This window comes from Pleomorphomonas carboxyditropha, assembly GCF_002770725.1.
Classification (GTDB): Bacteria; Pseudomonadota; Alphaproteobacteria; order Rhizobiales; family Pleomorphomonadaceae; genus Pleomorphomonas; species Pleomorphomonas carboxyditropha.
In genome coordinates, this window is the sequence record NZ_NQVN01000004.1 from 18,702 (window position 1) to 42,171 (window position 23,470).

General features: G+C 60.7%; 25 protein-coding genes, 1 pseudogene and 1 riboswitch. Of the genes and pseudogenes, 20 read left to right on the top strand and 6 right to left on the bottom strand.

Annotated features, from left to right (window positions below):
* Positions 1 to 129: 129 nt before the first annotated feature.
* Positions 130 to 329: riboswitch (cobalamin riboswitch) on the top strand.
* Positions 330 to 504: 175 nt separating this feature from the next.
* The 4 genes from CJ014_RS08940 (at position 505) to cobF (ending at position 4,267) form a co-directional block, all read left to right on the top strand.
* Complete coding sequence (locus CJ014_RS08940) at positions 505 to 1,296, top strand: ABC transporter ATP-binding protein (RefSeq protein WP_207765708.1); 792 nt, start codon at positions 505 to 507, stop codon at positions 1,294 to 1,296.
* A gap of 10 nt (positions 1,297 to 1,306) precedes the next feature.
* A complete protein-coding gene (locus CJ014_RS08945; protein WP_100080138.1) occupies positions 1,307 to 2,257 on the top strand; it encodes an ABC transporter substrate-binding protein in 951 nt (316 codons plus the stop codon).
* A 32-nt stretch (positions 2,258 to 2,289) separates the two neighbouring features.
* On the top strand, positions 2,290 to 3,378 hold the full coding sequence (locus CJ014_RS08950; RefSeq protein ID WP_100080139.1) for a FecCD family ABC transporter permease: 1,089 nt from the start codon (positions 2,290 to 2,292) through the stop codon (positions 3,376 to 3,378).
* A 127-nt stretch (positions 3,379 to 3,505) separates the two neighbouring features.
* A complete protein-coding gene (gene cobF, locus CJ014_RS08955; RefSeq protein WP_100080140.1) occupies positions 3,506 to 4,267 on the top strand; it encodes a precorrin-6A synthase (deacetylating) in 762 nt (253 codons plus the stop codon).
* Between the two features lie 326 nt (positions 4,268 to 4,593).
* On the opposite strand, the pseudogene CJ014_RS08960 reads toward cobF, so the two are convergent.
* The 3 genes and pseudogenes from CJ014_RS08960 to CJ014_RS27515 all read right to left on the bottom strand — a co-directional run.
* Positions 4,594 to 4,851, bottom strand: a pseudogene (locus tag CJ014_RS08960) (hypothetical protein); the annotation flags it as partial.
* Between the two features lie 179 nt (positions 4,852 to 5,030).
* The gene (locus CJ014_RS08965) at positions 5,031 to 5,321 is read right to left on the bottom strand and encodes a DUF3175 domain-containing protein (protein ID WP_100080141.1); all 291 of its coding nucleotides are present in this window, start codon (positions 5,319 to 5,321) and stop codon (positions 5,031 to 5,033) included.
* Positions 5,322 to 5,332: 11 nt separating this feature from the next.
* Positions 5,333 to 5,623, bottom strand: coding sequence for a hypothetical protein (locus CJ014_RS27515; protein WP_133121823.1), 291 nt, complete (start codon positions 5,621 to 5,623; stop codon positions 5,333 to 5,335).
* Here CJ014_RS27515 and CJ014_RS08970 point away from each other — a divergent pair.
* The gene (locus tag CJ014_RS08970) at positions 5,613 to 7,997 is read left to right on the top strand and encodes a phosphoketolase family protein (RefSeq protein WP_100080142.1); all 2,385 of its coding nucleotides are present in this window, start codon (positions 5,613 to 5,615) and stop codon (positions 7,995 to 7,997) included. The two genes, CJ014_RS27515 and CJ014_RS08970, sit on opposite strands and share 11 nt — an antisense overlap.
* A gap of 112 nt (positions 7,998 to 8,109) precedes the next feature.
* Here the strand turns inward: CJ014_RS08970 and CJ014_RS27805 are convergent, their stop codons facing one another.
* Entirely contained in the window at positions 8,110 to 8,280 is a 171-nt protein-coding gene (locus CJ014_RS27805; protein ID WP_165790800.1) for a hypothetical protein, read from the bottom strand.
* 192 nt (positions 8,281 to 8,472) lie between these two features.
* Here CJ014_RS27805 and CJ014_RS08975 point away from each other — a divergent pair, with 192 nt between their 5' ends.
* Positions 8,473 to 9,333, top strand: coding sequence for a recombinase zinc ribbon domain-containing protein (locus CJ014_RS08975; RefSeq protein WP_100080143.1), 861 nt, complete (start codon positions 8,473 to 8,475; stop codon positions 9,331 to 9,333).
* A gap of 114 nt (positions 9,334 to 9,447) precedes the next feature.
* Here the strand turns inward: CJ014_RS08975 and CJ014_RS08980 are convergent, their stop codons facing one another.
* The gene (locus CJ014_RS08980; RefSeq protein ID WP_100080144.1) at positions 9,448 to 10,140 is read right to left on the bottom strand and encodes an HNH endonuclease; all 693 of its coding nucleotides are present in this window, start codon (positions 10,138 to 10,140) and stop codon (positions 9,448 to 9,450) included.
* Between the two features lie 151 nt (positions 10,141 to 10,291).
* On the opposite strand from CJ014_RS08980, the gene CJ014_RS08985 reads away from it, so the two are divergent.
* From CJ014_RS08985 to CJ014_RS27535, 6 genes are all read left to right on the top strand, one after another.
* Complete coding sequence (locus CJ014_RS08985) at positions 10,292 to 11,479, top strand: restriction endonuclease (RefSeq protein WP_133121824.1); 1,188 nt, start codon at positions 10,292 to 10,294, stop codon at positions 11,477 to 11,479.
* Positions 11,480 to 11,498: 19 nt separating this feature from the next.
* Positions 11,499 to 12,023, top strand: coding sequence for a DUF6650 family protein (locus CJ014_RS27520; RefSeq protein ID WP_133121825.1), 525 nt, complete (start codon positions 11,499 to 11,501; stop codon positions 12,021 to 12,023).
* 7 nt (positions 12,024 to 12,030) lie between these two features.
* On the top strand, positions 12,031 to 12,933 hold the full coding sequence (locus CJ014_RS08995) for a hypothetical protein (RefSeq protein ID WP_100080147.1): 903 nt from the start codon (positions 12,031 to 12,033) through the stop codon (positions 12,931 to 12,933).
* A gap of 64 nt (positions 12,934 to 12,997) precedes the next feature.
* The gene (locus CJ014_RS27525; protein ID WP_133121826.1) at positions 12,998 to 13,246 is read left to right on the top strand and encodes a hypothetical protein; all 249 of its coding nucleotides are present in this window, start codon (positions 12,998 to 13,000) and stop codon (positions 13,244 to 13,246) included.
* Between the two features lie 131 nt (positions 13,247 to 13,377).
* A complete protein-coding gene (locus CJ014_RS27530) occupies positions 13,378 to 14,115 on the top strand; it encodes a hypothetical protein (protein WP_133121827.1) in 738 nt (245 codons plus the stop codon).
* Between the two features lie 14 nt (positions 14,116 to 14,129).
* Entirely contained in the window at positions 14,130 to 15,176 is a 1,047-nt protein-coding gene (locus tag CJ014_RS27535; protein WP_133121828.1) for a hypothetical protein, read from the top strand.
* Between the two features lie 221 nt (positions 15,177 to 15,397).
* Here the strand turns inward: CJ014_RS27535 and CJ014_RS27540 are convergent, their stop codons facing one another.
* Complete coding sequence (locus tag CJ014_RS27540) at positions 15,398 to 16,375, bottom strand: hypothetical protein (RefSeq protein WP_133121829.1); 978 nt, start codon at positions 16,373 to 16,375, stop codon at positions 15,398 to 15,400.
* A gap of 278 nt (positions 16,376 to 16,653) precedes the next feature.
* Here CJ014_RS27540 and CJ014_RS27810 point away from each other — a divergent pair, with 278 nt between their 5' ends.
* The 8 genes from CJ014_RS27810 (at position 16,654) to CJ014_RS09045 (ending at position 23,462) form a co-directional block, all read left to right on the top strand.
* Positions 16,654 to 16,794 carry a hypothetical protein gene (locus tag CJ014_RS27810; RefSeq protein ID WP_165790801.1) on the top strand — a complete coding sequence of 47 codons (141 nt, stop codon included), beginning with the start codon at positions 16,654 to 16,656 and terminating at the stop codon, positions 16,792 to 16,794.
* A gap of 256 nt (positions 16,795 to 17,050) precedes the next feature.
* Positions 17,051 to 18,256: an MFS transporter gene (locus tag CJ014_RS09015; RefSeq protein ID WP_100080151.1), complete on the top strand. Its 1,206-nt coding sequence runs from the start codon at positions 17,051 to 17,053 to the stop codon at positions 18,254 to 18,256.
* A 42-nt stretch (positions 18,257 to 18,298) separates the two neighbouring features.
* Positions 18,299 to 18,628 (top strand): hypothetical protein, encoded by a 330-nt coding sequence (locus CJ014_RS28160; protein ID WP_245427211.1) that lies wholly within the window; start codon positions 18,299 to 18,301, stop codon positions 18,626 to 18,628.
* A gap of 6 nt (positions 18,629 to 18,634) precedes the next feature.
* Positions 18,635 to 19,777, top strand: a complete 1,143-nt coding sequence (locus tag CJ014_RS09025) for an MBL fold metallo-hydrolase (RefSeq protein WP_100080152.1) — start codon at positions 18,635 to 18,637, stop codon at positions 19,775 to 19,777.
* 247 nt (positions 19,778 to 20,024) lie between these two features.
* On the top strand, positions 20,025 to 20,594 hold the full coding sequence (locus CJ014_RS09030) for a DUF6152 family protein (RefSeq protein WP_100080153.1): 570 nt from the start codon (positions 20,025 to 20,027) through the stop codon (positions 20,592 to 20,594).
* 166 nt (positions 20,595 to 20,760) lie between these two features.
* Positions 20,761 to 21,255, top strand: a complete 495-nt coding sequence (locus CJ014_RS09035; RefSeq protein ID WP_100080154.1) for a hypothetical protein — start codon at positions 20,761 to 20,763, stop codon at positions 21,253 to 21,255.
* A gap of 358 nt (positions 21,256 to 21,613) precedes the next feature.
* Complete coding sequence (locus CJ014_RS09040) at positions 21,614 to 22,438, top strand: SDR family NAD(P)-dependent oxidoreductase (RefSeq protein ID WP_165790802.1); 825 nt, start codon at positions 21,614 to 21,616, stop codon at positions 22,436 to 22,438.
* Between the two features lie 43 nt (positions 22,439 to 22,481).
* Positions 22,482 to 23,462: an aldo/keto reductase gene (locus CJ014_RS09045; RefSeq protein ID WP_100080156.1), complete on the top strand. Its 981-nt coding sequence runs from the start codon at positions 22,482 to 22,484 to the stop codon at positions 23,460 to 23,462.
* Positions 23,463 to 23,470 lie beyond the last annotated feature (8 nt).

Sequence of the window (23,470 nt, forward strand, 5' to 3'; positions counted from 1 at the left end):
CCATGCAGCGGGCACCCTTGAGGGTGCTGGCAAAGCGATTCGGGACTTCCAACCATTCGTCTCTGCGGCGGCGGACCCGTCACCCATCGGTAGCGCACGCCAGCCATTGACGACACCCCAAGCCGGCGCCTACGTTTGCTTCGTGACGGTCCTTCGGAAACGAAGGTGAAAAGGGAACGCGGAAGGCTCCCCATGGAGTTCGAGCCGCGGCTGCCCCCGCAACTGTGAACGGCGAGCCCGCTGCCATCGGCCACTGGTCTGAACGACCGGGAAGGCGGTGCGGGCGATGAACCGCGAGCCAGGAGACCTGCCGTCCCGCCCTTGAAACACCAGCCGGCGGTGGGCCGGCGCGGAGGTCATGCGATGGTCAAGCCACCGATCCGGACGTCGTCCGGTTGCTCGCTGGGTTCGTGCCTCAAGATGCACGCCGGCTGACAGTGCCCGCCTTTTCCCATCCTTCACGTGTTTTCTGACGCTTGCCCGCTACGCCGGATCGCTTTTGTCATGCCCGAGCACATGCCCATCCTGTCGGTCAGCAATCTCGCGTGGGGGCCGAAGGGCCGCCTCATCTTGTCCGACATCGGTTTCGATCTCGAGCGAGGCCGGCGGCTCGTGATCGTCGGACGCAATGGCGCCGGCAAATCGAGTCTCCTGCGCTGCCTCTACCGGGTGAACCGGCCGACCGCCGGCCGCGTACTCCTCGACGGCGAAGACATCTGGACGCTGTCAGGCCGATCCTTTGCCCGCAAGGTGGCGACGGTGCTGCAGGAGACGCCCGCCGACTTCGGCCTCACCGTGCGGGAGATCGTCGAGCTGGGCCGGCTGCCGCACCGGGCCTCGCCATTTTCTCCGGAGGTCGCTGGCCGTGACACCGTCGAAGCCGCCATGGCATGCCTTGATGTCTCCCGCCTATCGTCGCGCGCCTTCGCAACGCTGTCGGGCGGCGAGAAGCAGCGGGTGATGCTGGCCAGGGCGCTGGCCCAGGAGCCTGAGCTGCTGATCCTCGACGAGCCGACCAATCATCTCGACATCCGCCATCGTCTCGAGCTCGTCGAACTGATCAGGGGCTTGCCGATCACCATTATCGCGACCGTGCACGACCTCGAGCTCGCCGCCGCTTTCGGCGATGACATGCTGGTGCTGTCGGACGGAAGGCTCGCCGCCCATATCCGCTCCGACGCCCTGACCCCCGAACTCATTCGCTCCGCCTTTGCCGTCGAGGCCACCGTCGAGACGATCGGCGGCGCGCCCCGATACGCCTTCGCCCTGCCTCTCCCCCATTCCGAACATCCCTGAAAGGCCTGCCATGCTTCCAAGATCCGCCATTCTCGCCCTGCCGATCCTCCTTGCCGCCGGCCTGCCTGCTCTTGCCGGCGTCACCGTCAGAAGCTGCGACCGCGACGTCACCTTCGACAAGCCGCCCGTCCACGCCGTCTCCAATGACGTCAACCTTACCGAGATGATGCTGGCGCTGAAGCTCCAGGACCGCATGGTCGGCTATACCGGCGTCTCCGGCTGGAAGACGCTCGATGCGTCCTTGCGCGAAGGCATCGGCGAATTGCCGGAGCTGTCGGCCAAATACCCGACCAAGGAGGTGCTGGCCGCCGCCGACGCCGATTTCTTCTTCGCCGGCTGGAACTACAGCATGAAGGTCGGCGGCGAGGTGACGCCGGAGACGCTGGCGCCGCTCGGCATCAAAGTCTACGAGCTGACCGAAAGCTGCATCCACATCATGAAGAAGGACAAGGCGTCGTTCGCCGACTTCTTCAACGACATCGACAACCTCGGAAAAATCTTCGACGTTTCCGACCGGGCCGATAAGCTGGTTGCCGGCTACAAGGCCCGTCTCGCGGAAATCGAGGCCGGTATCGACCCGAAAACGCCTCGCCCGCGCGTCTTCGTCTACGACAGCGGCACCGACAAGCCATTCACCGCCGGCGGCTATGCCATGCCGACGGCGCTGATCGAAGCCGCCGGTGGCAGCAACATCATGGACAACGTCGACACAAGCTGGACGACGGTCGGCTGGGAAGCGGTGGTCGACCGCGATCCCGAGGTGGTCGTCATCGTCAACTACGGCGACGTCACCGCCGAACAGAAGCGGCAGTTCATGCTCGATAATCCGGCATTCAAGAACGTCTCCGCGGTGAAGAACGATCGTTTCGTCGTGCTCGACTACGTCGAGGCGACGCCGGGACCGCGCAACATCGAAGCGGTCGCCAAGCTCGCCGCAGCCTTCCACCCGGCGGCCAAGTAACAAATCAGGAGACGGTCCGGGAAAAGAATATCATGGCGACCATCGACGGCGACGCAGACCGCGCAGCCGGCTTCTCCAAGCCGGTCAACAAGGCATATCGCCTCGCCCTCCCCGCCAGTCTGGGAGTCGGCCTGCTACTGCTCGTCCTCGCCATCGGCTGGGCGGTCGGCGTCGGGTCGACGCCCATCCCGCTCGGCACAGTGGCAGGCGTCGTTCTCGACCATCTCTGGCCGGGCAGCGTCGCCGTGAGCTGGAGCCCCGGCCGGGCGTCGATCGTCTGGGATATCCGCTTGCCCCGCGCGCTGCTCGCCGCCCTGGTCGGCGGCGGGCTTGCGCTCGTCGGCACGGCGCTGCAGGCGATCACCCGCAATCCGCTCGCCGATCCGCATCTCCTCGGTGTCTCATCGGGGGCGAGCTTCGGCGCCATCTTGGCCCTCCTGCACGTCGGGCTGGTCTGGGGGCTTTTAACCTTGCCGCTGTTCGCCTTCGCCGGGGCCATGGCGGCCACCGCCCTGGTGATCGTCGTCACCCGGGTGGCCGGCGCCGGCAGCGCCGAACGCATGGTGCTGGCCGGCGTCTCCGTTTCCTTCGTGGTAATGGCGGCCGCCAATCTCCTGATCTTCCTCGGCGACCCGCGTGCCAGTCATACGGTGATCTTCTGGATGCTGGGCGGGCTCGGCCTCGCCGAATGGCGCCACCTCGTCTACCCCGCCACGGTGCTCGCCGGCTGCGGGTTCTGGCTCGCCGCGCGAGGATCGGAACTCACCGCGATGACCGTCGGCGACGAGACGGCCGCCTCGCTCGGGATCGCCGTCGATCGCTTCCGCCTCGAGGTCTTCACCATCTCGGCGCTGCTCACCGGCACCATGGTGGCCTTCTCCGGCACTATCGGTTTCGTCGGGTTGATGGTGCCGCATGTGGCGCGAGCGCTGGTTGGCGGCGAGGTCCGCCGCATGATTCCGGTCTCCGCTCTGATCGGGGCGATCTTCCTGGTCTTGGCCGATGCCTTCGCCCGCGTCATCGCCGCTCCCGAGGACATGCCGATCGGCATCGTCACCGGCGTCGTCGGCGGCCTGTTCTTCATCGGGCTGATGGCGAAGCAACGAAGGTCACGGCGTTGATCACCGAATTCCGCAATCATGGCAGCCCGCATCCCGGTTCGGCGCGAACTCCCTCCGCCGACCATGGCCGGCGTCGGGAAAAAGACATCACGGCTCCTTGCCCCAAGTCTCGATCCGGAGGAGATCCATGCGCAAGATATTGATCATCGGAATAGGCGCGGGAAACCCCGATTACCTTACCGTGCAGGCAATCAACGCCCTCAATCAGGTCGATGTGTTTTTCATTCCCGACAAGGGAGTGGAAAAGACAGCACTACAACTGCTGCGCAAAGACGTTTGTGAACGCTTCATAGCCGATCCCAAGTACCGAATGGTTCGCATCCCGATGCCGACACGGGCCGCCGCGGGAGCGGACTATCGCGGCAGCGTCGACAAGTGGCACGCCGAGCTTGTCGAGGCGTTCTCAGGGTTCATCACCGAAGAACTCGGCGAAGAACAGTGCGGAGGCTTTCTCGTCTGGGGCGACCCGACGCTCTATGACAGCACATTGCGGATCATCGAGCACATCCGGAAGAACGGCCTCGCATTGGAGTATGAAGTAATCCCCGGCATCAGCAGCGTGCAGGCCTTGGCGGCCCGCCATCGCGTCGCGCTCAACGGCATCGGGCAACCGGTATTGGTGACGACCGGTCGCAAGCTCGCCGAAGGATTTCCCAACAATCTCGACAGCGTCGTGGTCATGCTGGACGGCGACCAGGCTTTCAAGCGGATCGAAGCGGAAGACATCGATATCTACTGGGGGGCTTACGTGGGCACCAAGGACGAAATACTGGTCGCCGGAAAGCTGTCCGAGGTGATGGGGGATATCGAGAGGATCAGAAGCCAGGCACGCATGGAGAAGGGTTGGATCATGGACACCTACTTGCTTCGCAAGGGTGACGGGAAATAGCAGGGAACTGGCCCATCGCGACCGGCTCCGACCCAAACGGTGCGGGACTGGTCGGCTTGTTCAGGCGCTGCTGTTCGATATATTGCGACAGTCGATCTTGCGCCTCATCGTCGTGCTCACTTCGCCGTATCCGCGCCTCTACGGCCCGTGCGCTCGCCTACGGCGTCACGGGCGAGGCCGCTTTTTGATATGACAGACTTCCATCGGGGCTGAGACAGCGGAGGATACGCGCCGCCCTTGCCGAAGCGGTAGACCGGGATACCGAGCTTCCTCGCCTTGTCGGTGAGGTTATCCTGGGTGCCGGAGCCGAGGAAGACGAGGACGCCGATCCGCCCGACGGCGCGGTGGAAGAGGGTCGACCAGAGGAGATCGTCGAGGTCGGGCTCGAGGCGGGTATCGGCCAGCGTGGCGATGAAGGCGTCGAAGATATCGGCGACGACGCCGGCGACCTGATCGCCCTCGGGAAGCGGCCGGGGATCGGGCTCGCTCTCGAAGGAACGCCAGCCATAGAGCTGAAGCTCCTGCAAGCGCCGCCCTCTACCTCTCGAGGGCAGCGCGACGAAACCGGAAAACCGGAAAGACACGGAAGCGCCGAAGCGGAACTCTGGACCCAATGAGAGTCAGTCGCCGGCAAATCCGCTGCGTTCGAGATCCTTGATGCGGACGATCATGCTCCGTCGGGGATCGAGTCCAACGCTTTGGTCCTAGCCCAAACGCACTCCGACGAGCAGGAGGCGGCCCGCCGCTCGCGATATATGGGGGGTTAGTCGTCAGCAGTCTTGCCATAGGCGCGACGAAGCTCATCCTTTGCCTCTTCCAGCACCTTCTTGCGGCTCGCCGTGAGGTTTTGGCCGGCCCGGTTGATGTAAAAGGTCAACATGGACATGGCCGACCGGTACGGCTCGGACTTGCGTTTTTCACTCTTGTCGGCCGATCTTTTCAAGGACGCCGCGATCTCCTTCGGGTCGTCCTTCTCGAACACATTCGGCTCGAGGTCGAGCGCGTCGCTGTGCTCGGTAACCTCCGCCGACCACTTCTTCGTCTTTCGGGGCATAGCCATTCTCCTCAGATTTGACCGCCTGGCATTTTCTCAAGCGGCGTTCCTGGCAGTATCTGGATCGGTGCTTGCGACGGCGAGAGGATCGGATCTGGAGATGGCAGGGGAACACCCGGCGGTTCATCGGGTTGGGGAGTTTCGGGCGGCGCAGGCGGTGTCGGTCGCGGGTCGTTGGGATCGGGCGCTGTCATCTTGTCGTCGAGCCTTTTCCGATACCAACCTTGGCATTTGTCATGTGTTCCAGAAGAAGAAGGGTTATTCTGCTGGCGGACGGAAAGGACATAGGTGATGAACGACAAGACTGACCAGTTCGAGATGATGGACCGGTATTTTCGTGCCGCAAACTACGTGTCGGTCGGCCAGATCTACCTTATGGACAATCCGCTTTTGCGGGAGCCGTTGCGCGGAGAGCATGTGAAACCGCGGCTGCTGGGGCATTGGGGCACCACGCCCGGCCTCAATTTCATCTATGTGCACTTGAACCGCCTGATCAAGGAGGGCGATCTCGACGTGCTCTACATCTGCGGCCCGGGTCATGGCGGGCCGGCGATGGTTGCCAACACCTGGCTCGAAGGCAGCTACAGCGAGATTTATCCCGACATCGGCCGCAACGCGGAGGGGATGAAGAAGCTATTCAAGCAGTTCTCTTTCCCAGGCGGCGTGCCGAGCCATGTCGCTCCTGAGACACCCGGTTCGATCCATGAGGGCGGCGAGCTCGGCTATGCGCTGGTGCATGCCTTCGGCGCCGCATTCGACAATCCCGACCTGCTCGTCGCCTGTGTCGTCGGCGATGGCGAGGCCGAAACGGGTCCGCTGGCAGCCGCCTGGCATTCCAACAAGTTCCTCAATCCCCGCATCGACGGCGCAGTCCTGCCGATCCTTCATCTCAACGGCTACAAGATCGCGAACCCGACACTGCTGGCGCGGATGGATGACGACGAGTTGAGAAACCTCTTCGCCGGGTACGGCTACGATCCGTTCTTTGTCGAAGGCAGCGATGCCATGACCATGCACGGCTTGATGGCGGCCACGCTCGACGAAGTCATGGGCCGCATCCGCGACATCCAGGCGGACGCGCGCTCCGACGAAGCATCCGCCACACGGCCGCGCTGGCCGATGATCATCCTACGCAGCCCGAAAGGATGGACCGGGCCGAAGGAGGTCGACGGGGAAAAAGTCGAGGATTTCTGGCGTTCGCATCAGGTGCCGGTTTCGAACGCGCGCGGCGATGCAGCCCATCGCAAGATCCTCGAAGACTGGCTGCGCAGCTACCGACCGGAGGAGTTGTTCGACGCAGAGGGCTGCCTGTTGCCCGAGATCGCCGCCCTTGCTCCCGAAGGCGACAAACGCATGGGCGCGCTGCCCCATGCCAATGGTGGGCTCCTGAAAAAGGAACTTCTGCTACCCGACTGGAAGAGTTTCGCGCTGGACTTGCCGAAGCCGGGCGGCAGGATAGCGGAAGCCACGCGCCTCATGGGCGCCTATCTGCGCGACGTCATCAGCCTCAACGACCACGCGAAGAATTTTCGCCTGATGGGGCCGGACGAGACAACATCGAACCGGCTCGACGCCGTCTTCGAGGTCACCGACCGCGTCTGGATGGAAAAGATCGAACCCTACGACGTGCATCTCGCACGCGAAGGCAGGGTCATGGAGGTCCTATCGGAGCATCTTTGCCAGGGCTGGCTGGAGGGCTATCTCCTAACCGGCCGGCACGGTCTTTTCTCCTGTTACGAGGCGTTTATCCATATCGTCGATTCCATGGTGAACCAGCACGCCAAATGGCTGAAGACCTCGGCCGAGCTTTCTTGGCGCAAACCGATCGCCTCGCTGAACTACCTGCTGACCTCCCATGTCTGGCGGCAGGACCACAACGGGTTTTCCCATCAAGACCCCGGCTTCGCCGACTTCGTCGCCAACAAGAAGGCCGACACGGTACGGCTCTACTTCCCGCCGGATGCGAACACACTTCTGTGGATCACAGACCATTGCCTCCGGACCTGGAACCGCATCAATGTCATCACCGCCGGCAAGCAGCCCGCACCGCAGTGGCTGACGGCGGACGAGGCTGAGAAGCACTGCAAAGCCGGCGCCGGCATCTGGGACTGGGCCTCGACCTGCCCGGTCGGCGAGGAGCCCGACCTCGTGATGGCCTGCGCCGGCGACGTGCCGACGATGGAGACGCTCGCTGCTGTCGATCTTGTGCGCACGGCGTTGCCGGATTTGAAGATCCGGGTCGTCAACGTAGTGGATTTGATGACGCTGCAGTCGCACAGCGAGCATCCGCACGGCTTCACCGACGAGAGGTTTGACGCTCTGTTCACCAAGGATAGGCCGGTAATCTTCGCCTATCACGGCTATCCGTACCTAATCCACCGGTTGACCTACCGTCGGACCAACCACGACAATTTCCACGTCCACGGTTTCCGAGAGGAGGGAACGACGACGACGCCCTTCGACATGGCCGTGATGAACCAGATCGACCGCTTCCACCTAGCGCTGGCCGCGCTTCGCCGCCTGCCGCAGTTCGCCGAGCGGTCCGCTCATTTTGCAGCCACGCTGGAAAGGAAGCTCGAAGAGCACAGCGCCTATGTCTCCGAGCACGGCGAGGACATGCCGGAAATTCGCGACTGGTTCTGGCCCTACGGCACCGCCGCTAAGGCGGGCGACTGACGGGCAAGGCGATCCTGACGCTGACTGCCGGTTCATTGAACGTCGGTTTGGGCTTTACGACATCGGTGACGGGAAACCTGCAACCGCGGCTCGGGGAACGCTTACGACAAGCCTATCGCCGCGCCTGACCGTGGCGGCCATAGATGGCACGCTTCGCATCGATCGTCCTGTTCCCAGTGAAGGCGTGGCCGATAGCATCGCAGCGCTGCTCGCTCTCGTCGAGCAGGATTTTGGCGGTCGCCGGCTGTTGGCTTGCGGCCATCGCATCGCCGGTGAAGCTCACGTCCTCGCATCAACTCTATTCGGACCGACCGGCAGAAAGGATTGGCCAAACCGTCTGGCTTGGCCGCAGGAGGAACTGTCCTTTTTCTAAGCTATAATCACCGATTACCGCACAGGGGCATTCCTTGTGTTTTCATCGGCGTCTAGCTGCGGTTTCATCGTTCGTGCCAATCCCTAGCTTGGATTTTTGCGAATGAAGGCAGCGCGGCGGGACAAGATCAGGATCGAGGTTTTCGGCCCTACCAATAAGGTGGGAACGGCCGAAGACGCTCTCCGCATGAATGGCTTCCACCGGCCGAAGACCCTGTTGTCCGGTCTGATCTTCTGCGGCTGTTGCGGCGGTCCCTTCTCGATCCGCGGCGCTGACCGCTTCGCCTGCTCGACGCACGCCACCAAGGGCACCTGCTCCAACAACCGTACCATCCCGCGCGAGGAGTTGGAGAACCGGGTTCTTGCTGGGCTGAAGCACCGACTGATGACGCCGGAGGCGGCCGACGCGGCGGTGCGCAGCTATGCCCAGGAACTCAACCGGCTGAACCGCGAGCATCGTTCGAGCACGGCGGCCTGGCAGAGCGAACTCGGCAAGATCGACAAGCAGATTGCCCAGATCGTCGACGCGATTGCCGAGGGCATGTACCATCCTTCGATGAAGGAGAAGATGACCGGGCTGGAGACGCGCAAGCAGGAACTGACCGCCCTGCTCGCCGACGCGCCGAAGGACATGCCCGATATGCTTCCGAACGCGGCGGTGGTCTATGCTAAGAAGATTGCCCGCCTTATCGACGCACTCAATCAACCCGAAGAACGACAGGAAGCGGCAGCTACGATGCGGACGCTGATCGAAAAGATCGTGCTGACGCCCGGCCCGAACCGGGGCGAGATCGACGCAATGCTGTACGGGGAGCTAGGGACGATCCTGAATTGGATCGAGAGGCAGGACATTGGCAAAGGCGGGAAAAAGACAAAACCCGCAGCTTTCGCTACGGGTTTGTCGGTCTCAATGGTTGCGGGGGGGCGCAACCATCTCAAATTGCTATTTCGTGCCGCCGCCTAGCTCACTGTCTGGCATCATCTTGTGGTCGATTATCCCTCTGTAGGTCCCGCGTTTCAATCGAAAAGCTGCCACTGCCAACGCAAAGGCCGGAGTCGCCCAATCAATCTACGTCGATCACGCAATCTCATCGGCGCGCTTCGCGTGCATCTTCAGTTTCCTGAGGAACGCGTCGAGCTCTCCATTTTCGAGTAATTCAAATGCCAGCAGCTTTGCGTCGTTCACACTTGAAAGGGTTTTCTTCCCGCGAACATTATTGACGCATAATCTGAATTTCTCGTCTACGGGCTCAACTATTAAATCCGCACCCTTCTGGTGGATGCGAAACGCACCGTCACTATCAACCTTCCAACGTGTTGATCGGATAAAACGCTGTTGTCGCGCCTCGAAGCGGCGAATTGAGTCCATGTGGTTGCTGGCTAGCGTTGTGTCCGTAAGATGGTCGCAGCAGGTTTCCCCTACCTCAAGTGAGGGCCATTTGGCGTGCTGAACAAAGAAAACATGACGGATGGACGTGCCGCATAACTCGCACTCCCCCGAAGGTTCGCCCAAATCATCGTAGCCAATGCACTCCCATCCTGTGAAGGGCTGCACGATCCCATGTTCATCCGCGTGGCATCCTTTGCACAGAGTCTCGCATAGTTCGTAGGGATAATCCCACGGCAGCTTTCCCGGAAGGTATTCCTTGTGGTGAACTTGAAGGACCGCCCCTTGTAGCGGACCACGGCCGCAGCGCACGCAAGCACCGCCATCGAGTTCGATGACTTCTTGGCGGAATTTCAGCCAGTCCTTGCGGTGGTAGTGGCGCATGGTACAGATTCCATGCTTGGGTTGCTGCGCAATGATACTCGATTCTCGATCTGTGGGATGTATGGCGCGATGGTCCTCTCGGCTTGCCACAGGCAGTGCGGCTGATCGTTGTGTTGGACCGGTTCTGAAATAGTTTGATCGGGGGCGAAGCGTGGAAAAAACTACACTCTATGGAGCGCTTGAACAGCTCGAAGCGATCGAAGCAAATCTCACAAAGCTTGAACGGCTGTGCAACGACATAGAAGACCTGATTCCGACTGGAATTTCATTTGGGTCGAACCCTGTTTACGAAGACAAATGCCGTGCGGCGCTAGCAATTGTAGAACACATGCCTGCTATCGACGGTTGGCGGCTTAAGCTGGACTTCCTCGACCTAGACGCGATTGCGCAGACCAGATTCGATCTCGCGGAGATCATGGAACCGACCGCCGAGATAAGCTTTGAAAGCAGCCTCGAGGAACCATCCCGCCAGCTTCGCGAATATCGCTTCAGGTTCAACCGCAAGCGCCGGGAACTGATAAGACAAACCCTTGACGACGCCATTGATCAGATTGACCGGCTGATCCGGGAAATCCATCCCACCATCGAAGCGATGGAACCACGGGCATCAATTCCCGAAGCGCCACTGGCCGGGCTGCGTACCCATTTCAAAGAAATCACCACGCTGATTGGGAGCAGCATGCCGCGCCCCGACCGCTGGACCGAGATGGGCCGCCACCTGCATTTTGGGCAGGTCGGCGACTTCCACGACATCGAAGGCGTTGACTGGCCAGCCGCCAAGTCCAGCCTACGAAAGAACCTCTACGGTCAAGACGATCCGATCCCTGTAAAGGTCGGCGACCTCTGCGAGTTAATAGCCAGCAAACCATCAGGGCCGATACCGACCAAGCTCAACTGGGAAAAGCTTACGGACGAAGAATTCGAGCGATTGATTTTCTCGCTGATTGCGGGCGAGCCAGGATATGAAAATCCGGAATGGCTGACACAGACACGAGCCGCCGATAAGGGGCGTGATCTGTCTGTTACCCGCGTCAACAGGGATGGATTATCCGGACATTTGCGTGCTCGAGTCATTATCCAATGCAAACACTGGCTGGAGCGCAGCATCTCTCCGGCGGACGTTGCCCTTCTCAGAGAACAGATGGCTTTGTGGGAACCACCGCGTGTCGATATCCTCATTATCGCAACAAGTGGGCGATTTACGACAGATGCGGTGGCGGCCATTGAAAAGCAGGCGCAATCGGACCGGGCGCTCAGGATCGAAATGTGGCCGGAGAGCCATTTGGAAATGCTCCTCGCGGCGCGGCCGGCGCTGATTGCGGAGTTTGGTTTGCGATGATGGGAAACGGGGAAATTATATGAGGAACTGGCTTCGCAAAAGCAGCAAGGTCACGGCAGAAACGGCCCGGCAAATAACCGGCTTCAGCACGCCTCTTGGAGGCGTGCAGTGGGCCGATCCTGGACCGTCCGAAACCGAACTCGTCCGGCGCTTCCTTGTCTTTCTCGAAGATCGCCGTGTTCTCTACAATCCTTTCCAGCTTGAAGTCGAAAGCCAAGTCGAGCATTCCGTCCAACAAATCCGCGAGGAATGTACCAAGACCTTGCAATCACTGCCTGCTTCGGCCTTCGCCGTTGCGCCGGTTAGAGCAATCCGCGAAGCAGGGCGACGTTTCCACGATGATCAGCTTGAAGAGTTCCCTCATTTCGATGGCGATTGGCCGCGCCGCGGTCGGCCCGGCTTCTTCATGGCTTTGGGGGCCTACCGTGCTACAGTTGGCTATCAGGTTGCACTTCTGGCGGGGCGGTACGGCATCGACGTAGAAGGCGACCTCGCGTCGACTATGCCAACTCTTGGCGATGGTGCTACTGGCGGTGGAAGCTAAATGCATCATGCGGCAGCCGCATTTTCTTGATCCGCTGGGTTCACGGCTTCCGGCTCTGGAGCAGAATACGCTGAAACTGCGCGCCATGCAGATGATGCTGGTCATGTTCTATGCTGAGGAACTCAAACGCAAAGTTCTTGACCTGATCCAGGCGACGGACGGTCTGGCGGCAAGATTGCAGCCTGCTGGCTCCAGGCATGAGCGCGTGCCGAAGGGTACAAAAAACCCCGTAGACAAGGCCCTGAACGCACTGATCGATGACGGTGCGATCGCGCCTGATGAAAAGGTTGAGATCGTTTCGCTGATCGACTACCGCAATGCGATCGGGCATCGCATGCATGAACTCGTTGCCGACTTCAGCACAGAACGATACGTAAGAGATCTTTTTGAGTACGGTTCAGACCGCATCAAGGAGTTTGATTACGGTGCCGTCGAACGACTACAGCATTTTCACCGGCGGATCGGTAGCCTATATCGCACGCATCACTACGTCATGACATCTTCTGCCAACAAACTGATGTTCAAGGCTGCGGAGCGGACATTTCTTTCAGAGATTAAGAGACTTAAACGCAAGATTTGCGACCTCCATGCTGTGCGCGGTGAGGACATCAGAGCAATCAATGCCGAGCTGTCCCTTACCGGAACCGAGTTTGACAGCAACGAGCGATATCCTACGCACCCGCTGCACAAATATGATGACGGCCGACTGACGCAGCGCGGCGTGGAGATTTGCTACCGGCTCTTCGATAGCGGGCGCTCCCCCATGAGCGTTGCACATCTGATGGGCATCTCGCTCCGGGCGGCCCGGCATCACCACAAACTGTGGGGCGCAGCAGGCGGGAAAGTGCGGCCGCAGGTCGATTACGAGAGCCTGCCCCGCCGTAAATTCTATCGGAAGTACGACGACTAGCGAGGATCGCCTCAGGTCAATCCCGAATCGGGTATAACGATAGTCAGTTCATTGGAGGCAGCACTTGGTAGACGTCATATACAACGCTAAAGATGTACCGTTGCCAGTTGAACAGCACGTTACTGTTGTTGTTCATAAAGAACTTGTGAACGGTCGTGCAATAGATAAGGCGTATTTCTATGATAGTTCCAAGGGTGATTACGGTGGAAGCGGACCGTTTGATTTTTTAGTAGACGAAGCAATCGAACGCGCGAAGCGCTTTGCATCTGACAATAACATCACGAAAGTCGTCATGAGAGCACAACAGCCGTGAACGTCAAGGTTACGCCCGAAATCTGCACCACAGACCCTATCTGGCGAGGATGCCGCTTCATTTGGAAAAGGCCGGATAGCTGGATGCCGCTCCTTGGGTCATGGTTGGGCCCCCGATTTCGTAAGGACGGCATGCGTCGTCTGCGTCCTGGCGTTTATCGCGATATTTGCTGGGACGACTCGGAGTGGTCCGACATACTAGAGAAATCTGTGCGCGGCAATTTTGACAGCTATACGGAAGAACTCGCGGACTCCCTTAAGCACGCGATCATGCGCACCTTCCATGGCTGCCGGACAGACGATGCCGGCATTTATTTCCGGGAAGGACTTCGCCTTCATGACCGGCGCGAGATGACGGCCAAACTGCGCACGATTATTGAGGAGAATGCCGAACTTCACTGGATGCGGGATCGCGTTGATGAGGCAATCCGTGAAGTGGACAACACTCTAGACGAGGGGCGGTTATATGTCGTTGCCGATGATACGGTTCTTCTGAAACACGCCGCGCATTATCTCATATACGGGAGCGAGTGGATTACCGCCGTTCTCGGCGGTCCCGGACACAGGGTGCTGAAGAATATTGGCGTCCCCACACTACTGGAAATCGACCTGCCACTTTCGATGAGTACCTCTCAGACGCGCACAGAACTCGCCGTCAAAATGCTCAATGAGTGGACGCGGTTTACATGTAATGCACCGGATTGGTCTGCCCCGATCGATTTTTCCTTTTGCCTCCGGGCCGATGTTCCCGCATCTTGTATTGTGGGCCATTCACATCCTGCCGAATTGCATGATCCGTTGAACGGCAGAGCGCTCTATCGCCCCCTAAAGACGGCATGCGCTTATTGCGGCCAGAGATTGCCCTTATAGTGCAGGTGTTTCCTATGCCACGAAATCCCCGCACCCACCTCCCTCCTGAACTCGAACCCGTCCGCGAGGCGGCACGTCGCGCGCTTGGCCCAGTCAAAACGGCGACGGAGAATACCAAGGCCGATAAGAATTTTCTCTTCAACGCTCAACGCACCGATGCTGGACGCCAGCTTCCGGCACAGCATCTTGTCTACTTCGTGCTGGCAGATCTCCTCGGATTTCGCGATCTCGGGCGCTTCGAAAAATTGGCATGGTCGATTCCAGTTGAGTTCAACGGGCGCGCTTTCCTGATCGAACACCGAAAATTCGGTGTTGGCGTTTTCGCGGCAGATACCGAGAAAAACGAAGCGGACGCACAGCAAATCGTCAACCACATCCATAAAGCTGTGAAGGTTGCACGACCTTTTTTCGACTGGCTGGCTACTAAGGCGGTGGAAGAGTCCGCTGTTAACGTCACCAACAAAAGCGCCTCGCTCTTTGACCGATTCGAGTTTCTGCGCGACACCTATCAATTGAAGAATAGCGAGGCTGAAAGCCGCAAAGGCGAACGGATCGTCCAGGCGGGCAAGACAAAGAGCAGCGATGAATGGCAATCTATCTCCTTTCCGGCGATGCGCCTTCGCACCGAAGCAAAATGGCTCGGTCTTGCCGCTATCGAGGCATTCTTTAGTTGGACTGAACATGTCTTCATCCATATCGGTATCCTCCGCGGTACGCTGACGAGCGCGGATGAGGTGGCCCGAGCCGCCGAAGCCGATTGGGCGACGAAGTTCAAGCTAGCCTTCGATCTCGTGGACGGACGCTCAAAGGAACTTTACGAGGAGCTGCTCAAAATACGAAAGGAACTGCGCAATTTTGTCGCGCACGGCTCGTTTGGAAAACAGGGGGGAAGCGTTCAATTTCCATTCTTCTGCCGGCGCCGTACCTGTGCTGCTGCCAGATCCGATCGGCAGCCGCAGATTTTCGTTTGGCGAAATTGGTACCTTCGATATTCAATATGCATTGCAATCGGTCGAAGAGTTCATTGTGCATCTATGGGAGGGGTCGCGCGCACCGGCTAGAATTTACGTTCAGGAATACGAGCTACCCCTCATCCTGACTATGGCGCGTGACAGCACTTACGAGAGGGCAATCACTTCAGTCGAGAATATGACATTGTTTGCTAGCCACCTAGCCGGTCAGATAGATAACGCTGCGAATATGGATTGGTAGGCAACCGGCGGAAGAACAGAAATCAGCGTTTCGTTGGAGATCACGAGACGCCCGCGTTGGTGATTGGAGCTCAAGCAAGAAAGCTTCGAGGCCCAGTGCCGGCAATCTTGTCACCGGATGCCGCATAAACGGCAGCGATGTCCTCAATCGATCCGATCTCGACGAAAAAAGCGCCGTCGGCCAGAGGCGGGCCGCCTTCGGGATCGAGGGCGAACCTCATCTCCCGCTGATAAGCGAACGCCATCTCCTTTGAAACCATGGCTCTGGGCTTGTAGCCGCATGGGAAATGTGGATCGAAATACTCATTCGGGAAAAGGGACTTCGCTGCGTGAGGAGCAGCACGATTGAGATGTGGTAGGGCGCGTTCGACAAACTTCATTGGCTCAAAAATAACGATACAGGCGTCTGATCCGGCAAATTCTTTAAAGAGACGCGGATCGAGATCGCTGCTGAAGGAGCAAAACCAGTACGGAGTGTTCTCAAGCTCGCCATTGCGCTCAACGCAGCGGCGCGATGCGAACACCACATCTCCAATAGGCTCGATCGTGCTGCCATCAGAGCCAGTGATCCGAATTGCCTGGGCGGGCCGCCTGTAAGCTTTGCTCATCTCCTCATCCGCTCGCGCCGCATCCAGATTTTCATTCCGATATGTTCCGGCAGGAGCGAACCGGATGCACCCATTCAGAAGCTGAAGAAGCCATCTTGTTTCACCCAGTCGCACCAGAAGTTTCCGTCCCCCTGCCACTACACCGTCAAATCCAGGTGCAAGAGCTGGCATCGGCAGTATCGTCGAGGTCGGCATTGACGTTATACCGCGCCGTTGGAACTCTAGGATCGTCCAGTGACGGGCGCGAAGCCACCACCATGGACTTAACCATCCATTATCCTCACTAAGACTGTCCCGTGGTGTATTTCCATTATCGAGATATTGGATGTTGCGGTCGAGATGATCGAGGCGCGCCTGCAACGTCGCGTCCGAGAGATTTACGAGGTTCCGTCCGCCAACCCGGTCCATGAGGGTCCAGAGTTCCTCATCATAGGCGGGCATGGCCCTTCGCAAGTCGATTATCGCTTCTACTGGCACGTCGTCTCCTTTTTTCATTCATGATACAGAAGCGCTGTCGTCAACACAGCCGCTGGAGAGCGCCATCCCCAACAAGGTGGGCAACCGCAAATTTTGAGACCAGTGGATTCAAATCGGCAAAATCCGACTCCTTCCTGCCACGCACCCGCTCACCCTGGAGTGGCGAGCGTTACGGATATGGCTGGTTCACCCGCGAGGCCGCCGGCGTTGCCGTTCACTATGGCTGGGGCTATGGCGGCCAGATGATCTATGTGGTGCCCAAGCTTGAGCTGACCGTCGCCATGACCTCGGATGAAAGTTCGCCCTCGGTCACCGGGCATCGTGAAGCCCTGAATGACCTTCTGACCGAGATCACTCGAGTGTTCGCGGCCGCGCAAAACTGACGGCGGTCCCGTTCGGCCCTATCCGGCGCTGAATGCACGGACTAGGGACGCGCATTCATGAACCCTTCTTATGAGCACATGCAATTTTGCCCGGCTAGTCACTGATCGGGCCTTCGACTAAGTCGAAGTCACAGGTTCGATGCGGCGGTGTTACTGTTCGTCCCCGGACATTCAGGAAAATTGCGCCGGTGACCCATGACCGCCCGGCGGGCCGGTGCGTTCTGCGCCCGCGACAGTTTTGAAGGTGGAAACAGAAATGTCGGCTCGGGTTACCGACGCTGCGACGGGTGACGCAGCGGATCAGACCGCCAATTGGGGCGGGGTGCTCGCGATGTCGCTCTGCGTCTTCGCGCTGATCGCGTCGGAGTTCATGCCCGTCAGCCTGCTGACGCCGATTGCCTCCGAGCTTCAGGTGACCGAGGGACAAGCCGGACAGGCGATCGCCATTTCCGGCGCTTTTGCCGTGCTGACCAGTCTCTTCATTTCCTCCATCGCCGGACACCTCGACCGCAAGGTGTTGTTGCTGGCGCTGACAGGCGTGATAGCGGTCTCGGGGACGTTGGTGGCGATCGCGCCGAACTATGTGGTCTTCATGGTTGGCCGGGCGCTGATCGGCGTCGTCATCGGCGGGTTCTGGTCGATGTCGGCGGCGACCGCGATGCGGCTGGTGCCGGCGCATCTTGTGCCGCGCGCGCTCGCGATCTTCAACGGCGGTAATGCGCTGGCAACCGTGGTCGCTCCGCCGCTCGGCGCCTTCCTCGGCTCGATCATCGGCTGGCGCGGTGCGTTCTTCTGCGTCGTTCCGGTCGCGGTGATCGTGTTCTTCTGGCAGTTGGTTAGCCTGCCGCCGATGAAATCGGAGCGCCGCTCCGGTTCCGGCAACGTCTTCAGGCTCTTGCAGCGCCCGCTGGTCGCCCTGGGTATAGCCTCGGTCGGTCTCTTCTTCATGGGGCAGTTCGCGCTCTTCACCTATGTTCGTCCCTTCCTTGAGACCGTCACGATGGTCGATGTCTCGACGCTCTCCCTCGTTCTGCTCGGAATCGGTCTCGCCGGCGTCGTCGGAACCAGCCTCATCGGCGCTTTCCTGAAGGAAGGGCTCTATCGAACCTTGACCGTCATCCCCGTGGCTATGGCCCTGATCGCCGTGATCCTCATCGCCTTCGGCCACAGCCTTGCCGTCACGGCGGCCGTGCTGGGCATCTGGGGCCTGATCGGCACGGCGGCGCCGGTGGGCTGGTGGACCTGGCTGGCACGTTCGCTGCCGCAAGATGCCGAAGCCGGCGGCGGGCTGATGGTGGCGGTCATCCAGCTTGCGATCACGCTCGGAGCGGTTACTGGCGGCGTGCTCTTCGATTTCAGCGGCTACCGGATGACCTTCGCCGCCAGCGCCGTGCTGCTGCTGCTTGCGGCCGTGGTGACCGTCCAGACATCGCGCCGGACGACTGCACCTGCCGGGCGGTAAAGACCGCCCGGCCGAATGGAGATTGGGGAGTTCAATCAGATCATGGAACGCGCACAGGGAAGCCCGATCTTCGATGCGAACGCCCGCCGCACGATGCGGACCGGAAAGTCCCACCTCCGCATGGGGGCCACGCTTTCGCTTCTTGCAGTGCTGATCGCAGTCCCGGCCGCTTCACTGGCACAGGATACTCTCACCCCGATCCTGGATCGGGGAGAAGGCACATGGACGGCGACCGTCATCGCAGACGGACTGGACTACCCCTGGAATCTGGTGCGGGACGGCGAGCGTCTGATCGTGACCGAGAAGGCTGGTGCTCCTCGAGGACAGGGACCGTCCGCCGATCGTCTGATCCGGCTATCCCCGCAGCTGTGAACCCACATGAGTTTTCTCGTCAAGACGATCCGCTTCAGGGTCAGGACCATCGTCAAGGCTCTTGTCGTCGTCGCTGCCCTTTTGGGGTTCGGTGCGCTGGTATTTTCACAGCACCCCCTCTGGGGAAGATTGCCGGCAGGCGAGCGTCTGGCTCGCCTCGCCCAATCTCCCAACTACGCCGACGGCGCCTTTCGGAACCTCGTTGATACGCCGATGCTGACCACGGAGGAATCGCGGCTGTCGATCATGATCGGCAACACCTTCGGCAAGGCGGGCAATCGGCGTCCCCAAGCTGAGATCCCGGCCATCAGGACCGACCTCTCTGCTCTGGACCCGGTCGAGGATCTGGTCATCTGGCTGGGGCATTCTTCCTATTTCGTGCAACTGGCCGGGCGCCGCATCCTGATCGATCCGGTATTCAGCACCAACGCTGCCCCCATACCCGGGGCGAACGTCGCCTTTGAAGGAACCAGCCTCTATACCGCCGATGACATGCCGGAGATCGACCTCCTGCTGATCACCCACGACCACTATGACCATCTGGACTACCGCAGCATTCGGGATTTGCTGCCCAGGGTCAGGCAGGTCGTCGCGGGATTGGGGATCGGAGCGCATTTCGAGGCATGGGGTTACGCGCCGGAAATCGTGCATGAAGCCGACTGGTATGAGACCGTTCGACCGGTGCTGGAACTGGAGATCCATGTCACGCCCGCCCGCCACTACTCGGGGCGCACCTTCACGCGCGACAAATCCCTGTGGGCCGGTTTCGCGCTGACGACCGCCGAGCGCCGGATTTTCATCAGCGGCGATTCTGGATACGGGGAGCATTTCGCCGAGATCGGGCGGCGCTACGGCCCCTTCGATTGGGTGACGCTGGATGCCGGGCAATATGATCCACGGTGGGCGAACGTCCATATGACGCCCGAGGAGGCCGCACAGGCGGCTGAGGATTTGCGGGCGAGTGCGCTCACACCGGGCCATGCAGGCCGCTTTTCCATTGCGCCCCATGACTGGAACGATCCCTTCCTGCGCATTGTCGCGGCCAGCGAGGAGCGCAGCTATGCGCTGTGGACGCCGGAGATCGGCCGCGCCTTCCATCTGGACGGACGTTCGCAGGTGTTCTCGCCCTGGTGGGAAAATGTCAGGTAAAGGGCCGCCTGCACAATCCGGGAGACCAGGACCGACAGTGATGCTGTCGCCCTGCCGACCCGTTCGCAACCCGTTTTGCTCTCGATATTTTGGCGCTTATTCATGAGCTGTGCCGATAGGCACAAGCGATTTGGCCCCGGTAATCCGGGCCATCGTGCCATGATAACCTTCATCCTTGAAGTTGAGGCGGGTGGCACAGCGCCGCTGCCGGTCCCGTGGCACGACCGATGAAGCGGGGAGAAGAAGAATGGCGGATACCGACCGGAAAAGCATCCATGGGAATGAAGCCATATCGCGCGACCGCCGGCGCGTGATCTTCGGCGCTGCCGGGCTGGCGGCCGCACCACTGGCCTCGATCCTTACGGCCCTGCCGGCGTTCGCGCATCACGGGTGGGCCGGCTTCGACACCGATCACCTCATCTACATCGCTGGAACCGTCTCTTCGGATGGTGTCTGGGGGAACCCGCACTCGCACTTCGATGTAACCCTGGACAGCAACCTGCCTGCCCACACTCCCGAGCTGGCGATTCCAGAGCAGTTGCAAGATCCCGAGGACAGTGTCCGGGTCAATGCCGCTCTCTCCTACAAAGGCCCCCACACGGAGCTGGAGATCATCATCGCGCCGCCGGCCTGGTCGGGCAGGTGGGGCCTGGCCCGTGCGCTGGAGATCGGGGAGCGCGTCCAGGCGGTCGGCTACATCAATCGGACAGATGACGGTCTGTTTCGTCCGGTTGTGTTCTGGTTCGGGGATGACGCAGTGCCGGTGAACCAGGTGCTCGGCAACACGCTCCCGGTGCGAGCGCCGCTGCCGGAATAGGCTTCCGCGACGGATGCGGGCGCCACCCCGACCACCAGGGCAGACGCCGCAGTGCATGACTCCGGGGATTGGGTCGTGTGGATAGTGTTGGGGGTCATCATCGTCGCAGCGGGTGCGGGTGGGTTCCTCCACCTGCGCCGTCGCACCGGGCGGAATTGAACGGAGTATGCTTGATTTGCTCGACTCGTTGCTGAAGCTGCTGCAGGGCTCTGCGCTCGGCCAGACGGTGCGGAGTGCCGAATACCTCTATCCCGTGCTCGAAGCCACCCACATCCTCGGGATTGCTCTCCTTGTCGGCCCGGCTTTCACCTTCGACGTCCGCCTGACGGGAGTCGGACATCGCGTCGTGTCCGTAACCACGGCCGCGCGCTATCTGCTGCCCGTCTCCCACATCGGCTTTGCCATCACCGTTATCACGGGCATCGCATTGCTCAGTGCGCAGGCGACCGTGGTCGCCGGTGCCGGAGCTGCACCGTGGAAGTTCGGCCTGTTGATCCTCGCTTGCCTCAACGTGCTGGTGTTCCACTACGGCATCTACCGCCGCGTCGATGAGTGGACGGATTCCGCTGTGACCCCGGTCGCCGCGCGCGTCGGGGCAGGCGTGTCGCTGACCGCATGGACAGGCGTGATCTTCGCCGGTCGGCTCCTCGCCTACACCTGACCGTCGCAGCATCGGCATCGGCGGATTGTTTTTCCGGCAATGGATTGATGTCGCCGAACCGCATTGCAGCACGTGAATGGTTATCGAAACAGATTAAATTGATGAGACAATCTCATAGCTACATGCATATTTGAGTGGATTATCAGCGGGAGACCGGAGCTCTATCCTGGCGCGGCAACCACGAAAGACGGTGAACCGCATGACCAGGATGAGCAGACGTAGCCTTCTCCTGTCCGCAACCGCGTTCGGAGTCGCGGGCCTCGCCCTTCCTCAACTCGGACACGCTGAATCGTCCGCCGTTCCCGCGCCCGCAGGGCCAGGGGACAATGGTCTCGCGCCCAGCGGAGACCGGTTCGGCGTGGGCATCTACAACACTCAGCAAGTCGCAGACGAATTGCGCTACATCGAGGAGAACATTCAGCCGCAGGGCGAGACGGGAAGCAGGCGCATCCTGATCACCGGCTCAACCGCTGGGTTGGGTCAGCTTGCCGCCGCTTACCTGCTCCGGCGGGGTCATCGCGTCGTCGCACACGCGCGCAACGCTCAACGCGCCGCTGACGTGCGACGCGACCTGCCCGGTCTCGAATCCGTGGTCATCGGCGACCTGCTGAATCTGGATGAGACCCGAGCGCTCGCTTCCCAGATCAACGAGTTGGGAGCGTTCGATATCATCATCCACAATTCCGGCGAATACGGCCTGCCGAATGCTGAAATCCTCAACGCCAACTCGCTGTCGCCGTATCTGTTGACGTGCCTCGTCGATGCGCCCCGGGAAGTGCTGGTCTACCTCACATCGGACCTGCACCGGGGCGGCAACCTCAAGCTCGACGAGATCCGGGGCGAAGGCACGAATGTCAACTACAACGACAGCAAGCTCCACATGGCGGTACTTGCGACGGCGATCGCCCGGCGTCACTCCGCCCTGCGTGTCAACGCGGTCGCTCCGGGTTGGGTGCCGACGGTCATGGGATTCCACAATGGGCCATACGCCCCCGACGATCTGCGCGCCGGCTACATGACGCAGGTCTGGCTGGCCGAAGGCACGGACCCGGCCAGCCGGATCACCGGCCGGTATCTGTTCCATCAGAAAGAAGACAGTGTTCACGCCGACGTCTACGACGAGGCAGCCCAGGACGCCCTGCTCGCCGCCTTTGCCGAGCGGACAGGGGTTTCGCTCGGCTGAGCCGGTCCGTCGCCGCCCGCGGCCAACCACAAGGAGATCCTCGATGCAATACGCCCATCTTGGCCGCACCGGCCTGCGCGTCAGCCGGCTTGCGCTTGGAACCATGAATTGGGGCTATGTCACCGACGAAGCAGCCGCCTTCGAGATCATGGATGCTGCCGTCGATGCCGGCATCAACTTCTTCGACACTGCCGACGTATATGGCGGCCCGCAGAAGCCGGACATCGAGAAGGGTTACGGCATTTCGGAGGAAATCATCGGCCGCTGGCTCGACCAGGGTGGGCGTCGCAACAAGATCGTGCTGGCGACGAAGGTGTATCAGCCCATGGACTACGGGCAGAACGACCGGAAGCTGTCCGCCTATCACATCCGCCGCGCCTGCGAGGACAGCCTCCGGCGGCTGAAGACCGACCATATCGACCTCTACCAGATGCACCATATCGACCGCGCCACGCCTTGGGAGGAAATCTGGCAGGCGATGGAGCTTCTCGTCCAGCAGGGCAAGGTCAGCTATATCGGCAGCAGCAATTTCGCCGGCTGGCATATCGCCACCGCGCAGGGCGTGGCGCGCGAGCGGCATTTCCTCGGCCTCGTGGCGGAGCAGAGCCTCTACAACCTCGTCGACCGAACCATCGAACTGGAAGTAATCCCGGCGGCGCGGCATCATGGGATCGGCATCATCCCATGGAGCCCTTTGGCGGGCGGACTCCTCGGCGGCGTGCTCGACAAGACACTCGACGGCCGACGCGCCGGGCTTGCCCAAAGGGTCGAGCGCAATCGCGCGCAGCTCGAAGCCTATGAGGCGCTTTGCGGCGACCTCGGCGAGCGTCCGGCCGACGTGGCCATCGCCTGGCTCCTGCACAACCCGGCCGTCACCGCGCCGATCATTGGGCCGCGAGTGAAGGAGCAACTGGTCGAACAGCTTCGCGCGCCCGAGATCGTCCTGTCGCCCGAGGTGCTGGCGAAGCTGGACAAGATCTGGCCCGGCCCCGGCGGCGAGGCGCCCGAAGCCTACTCCTGGTAGGGAAGCGT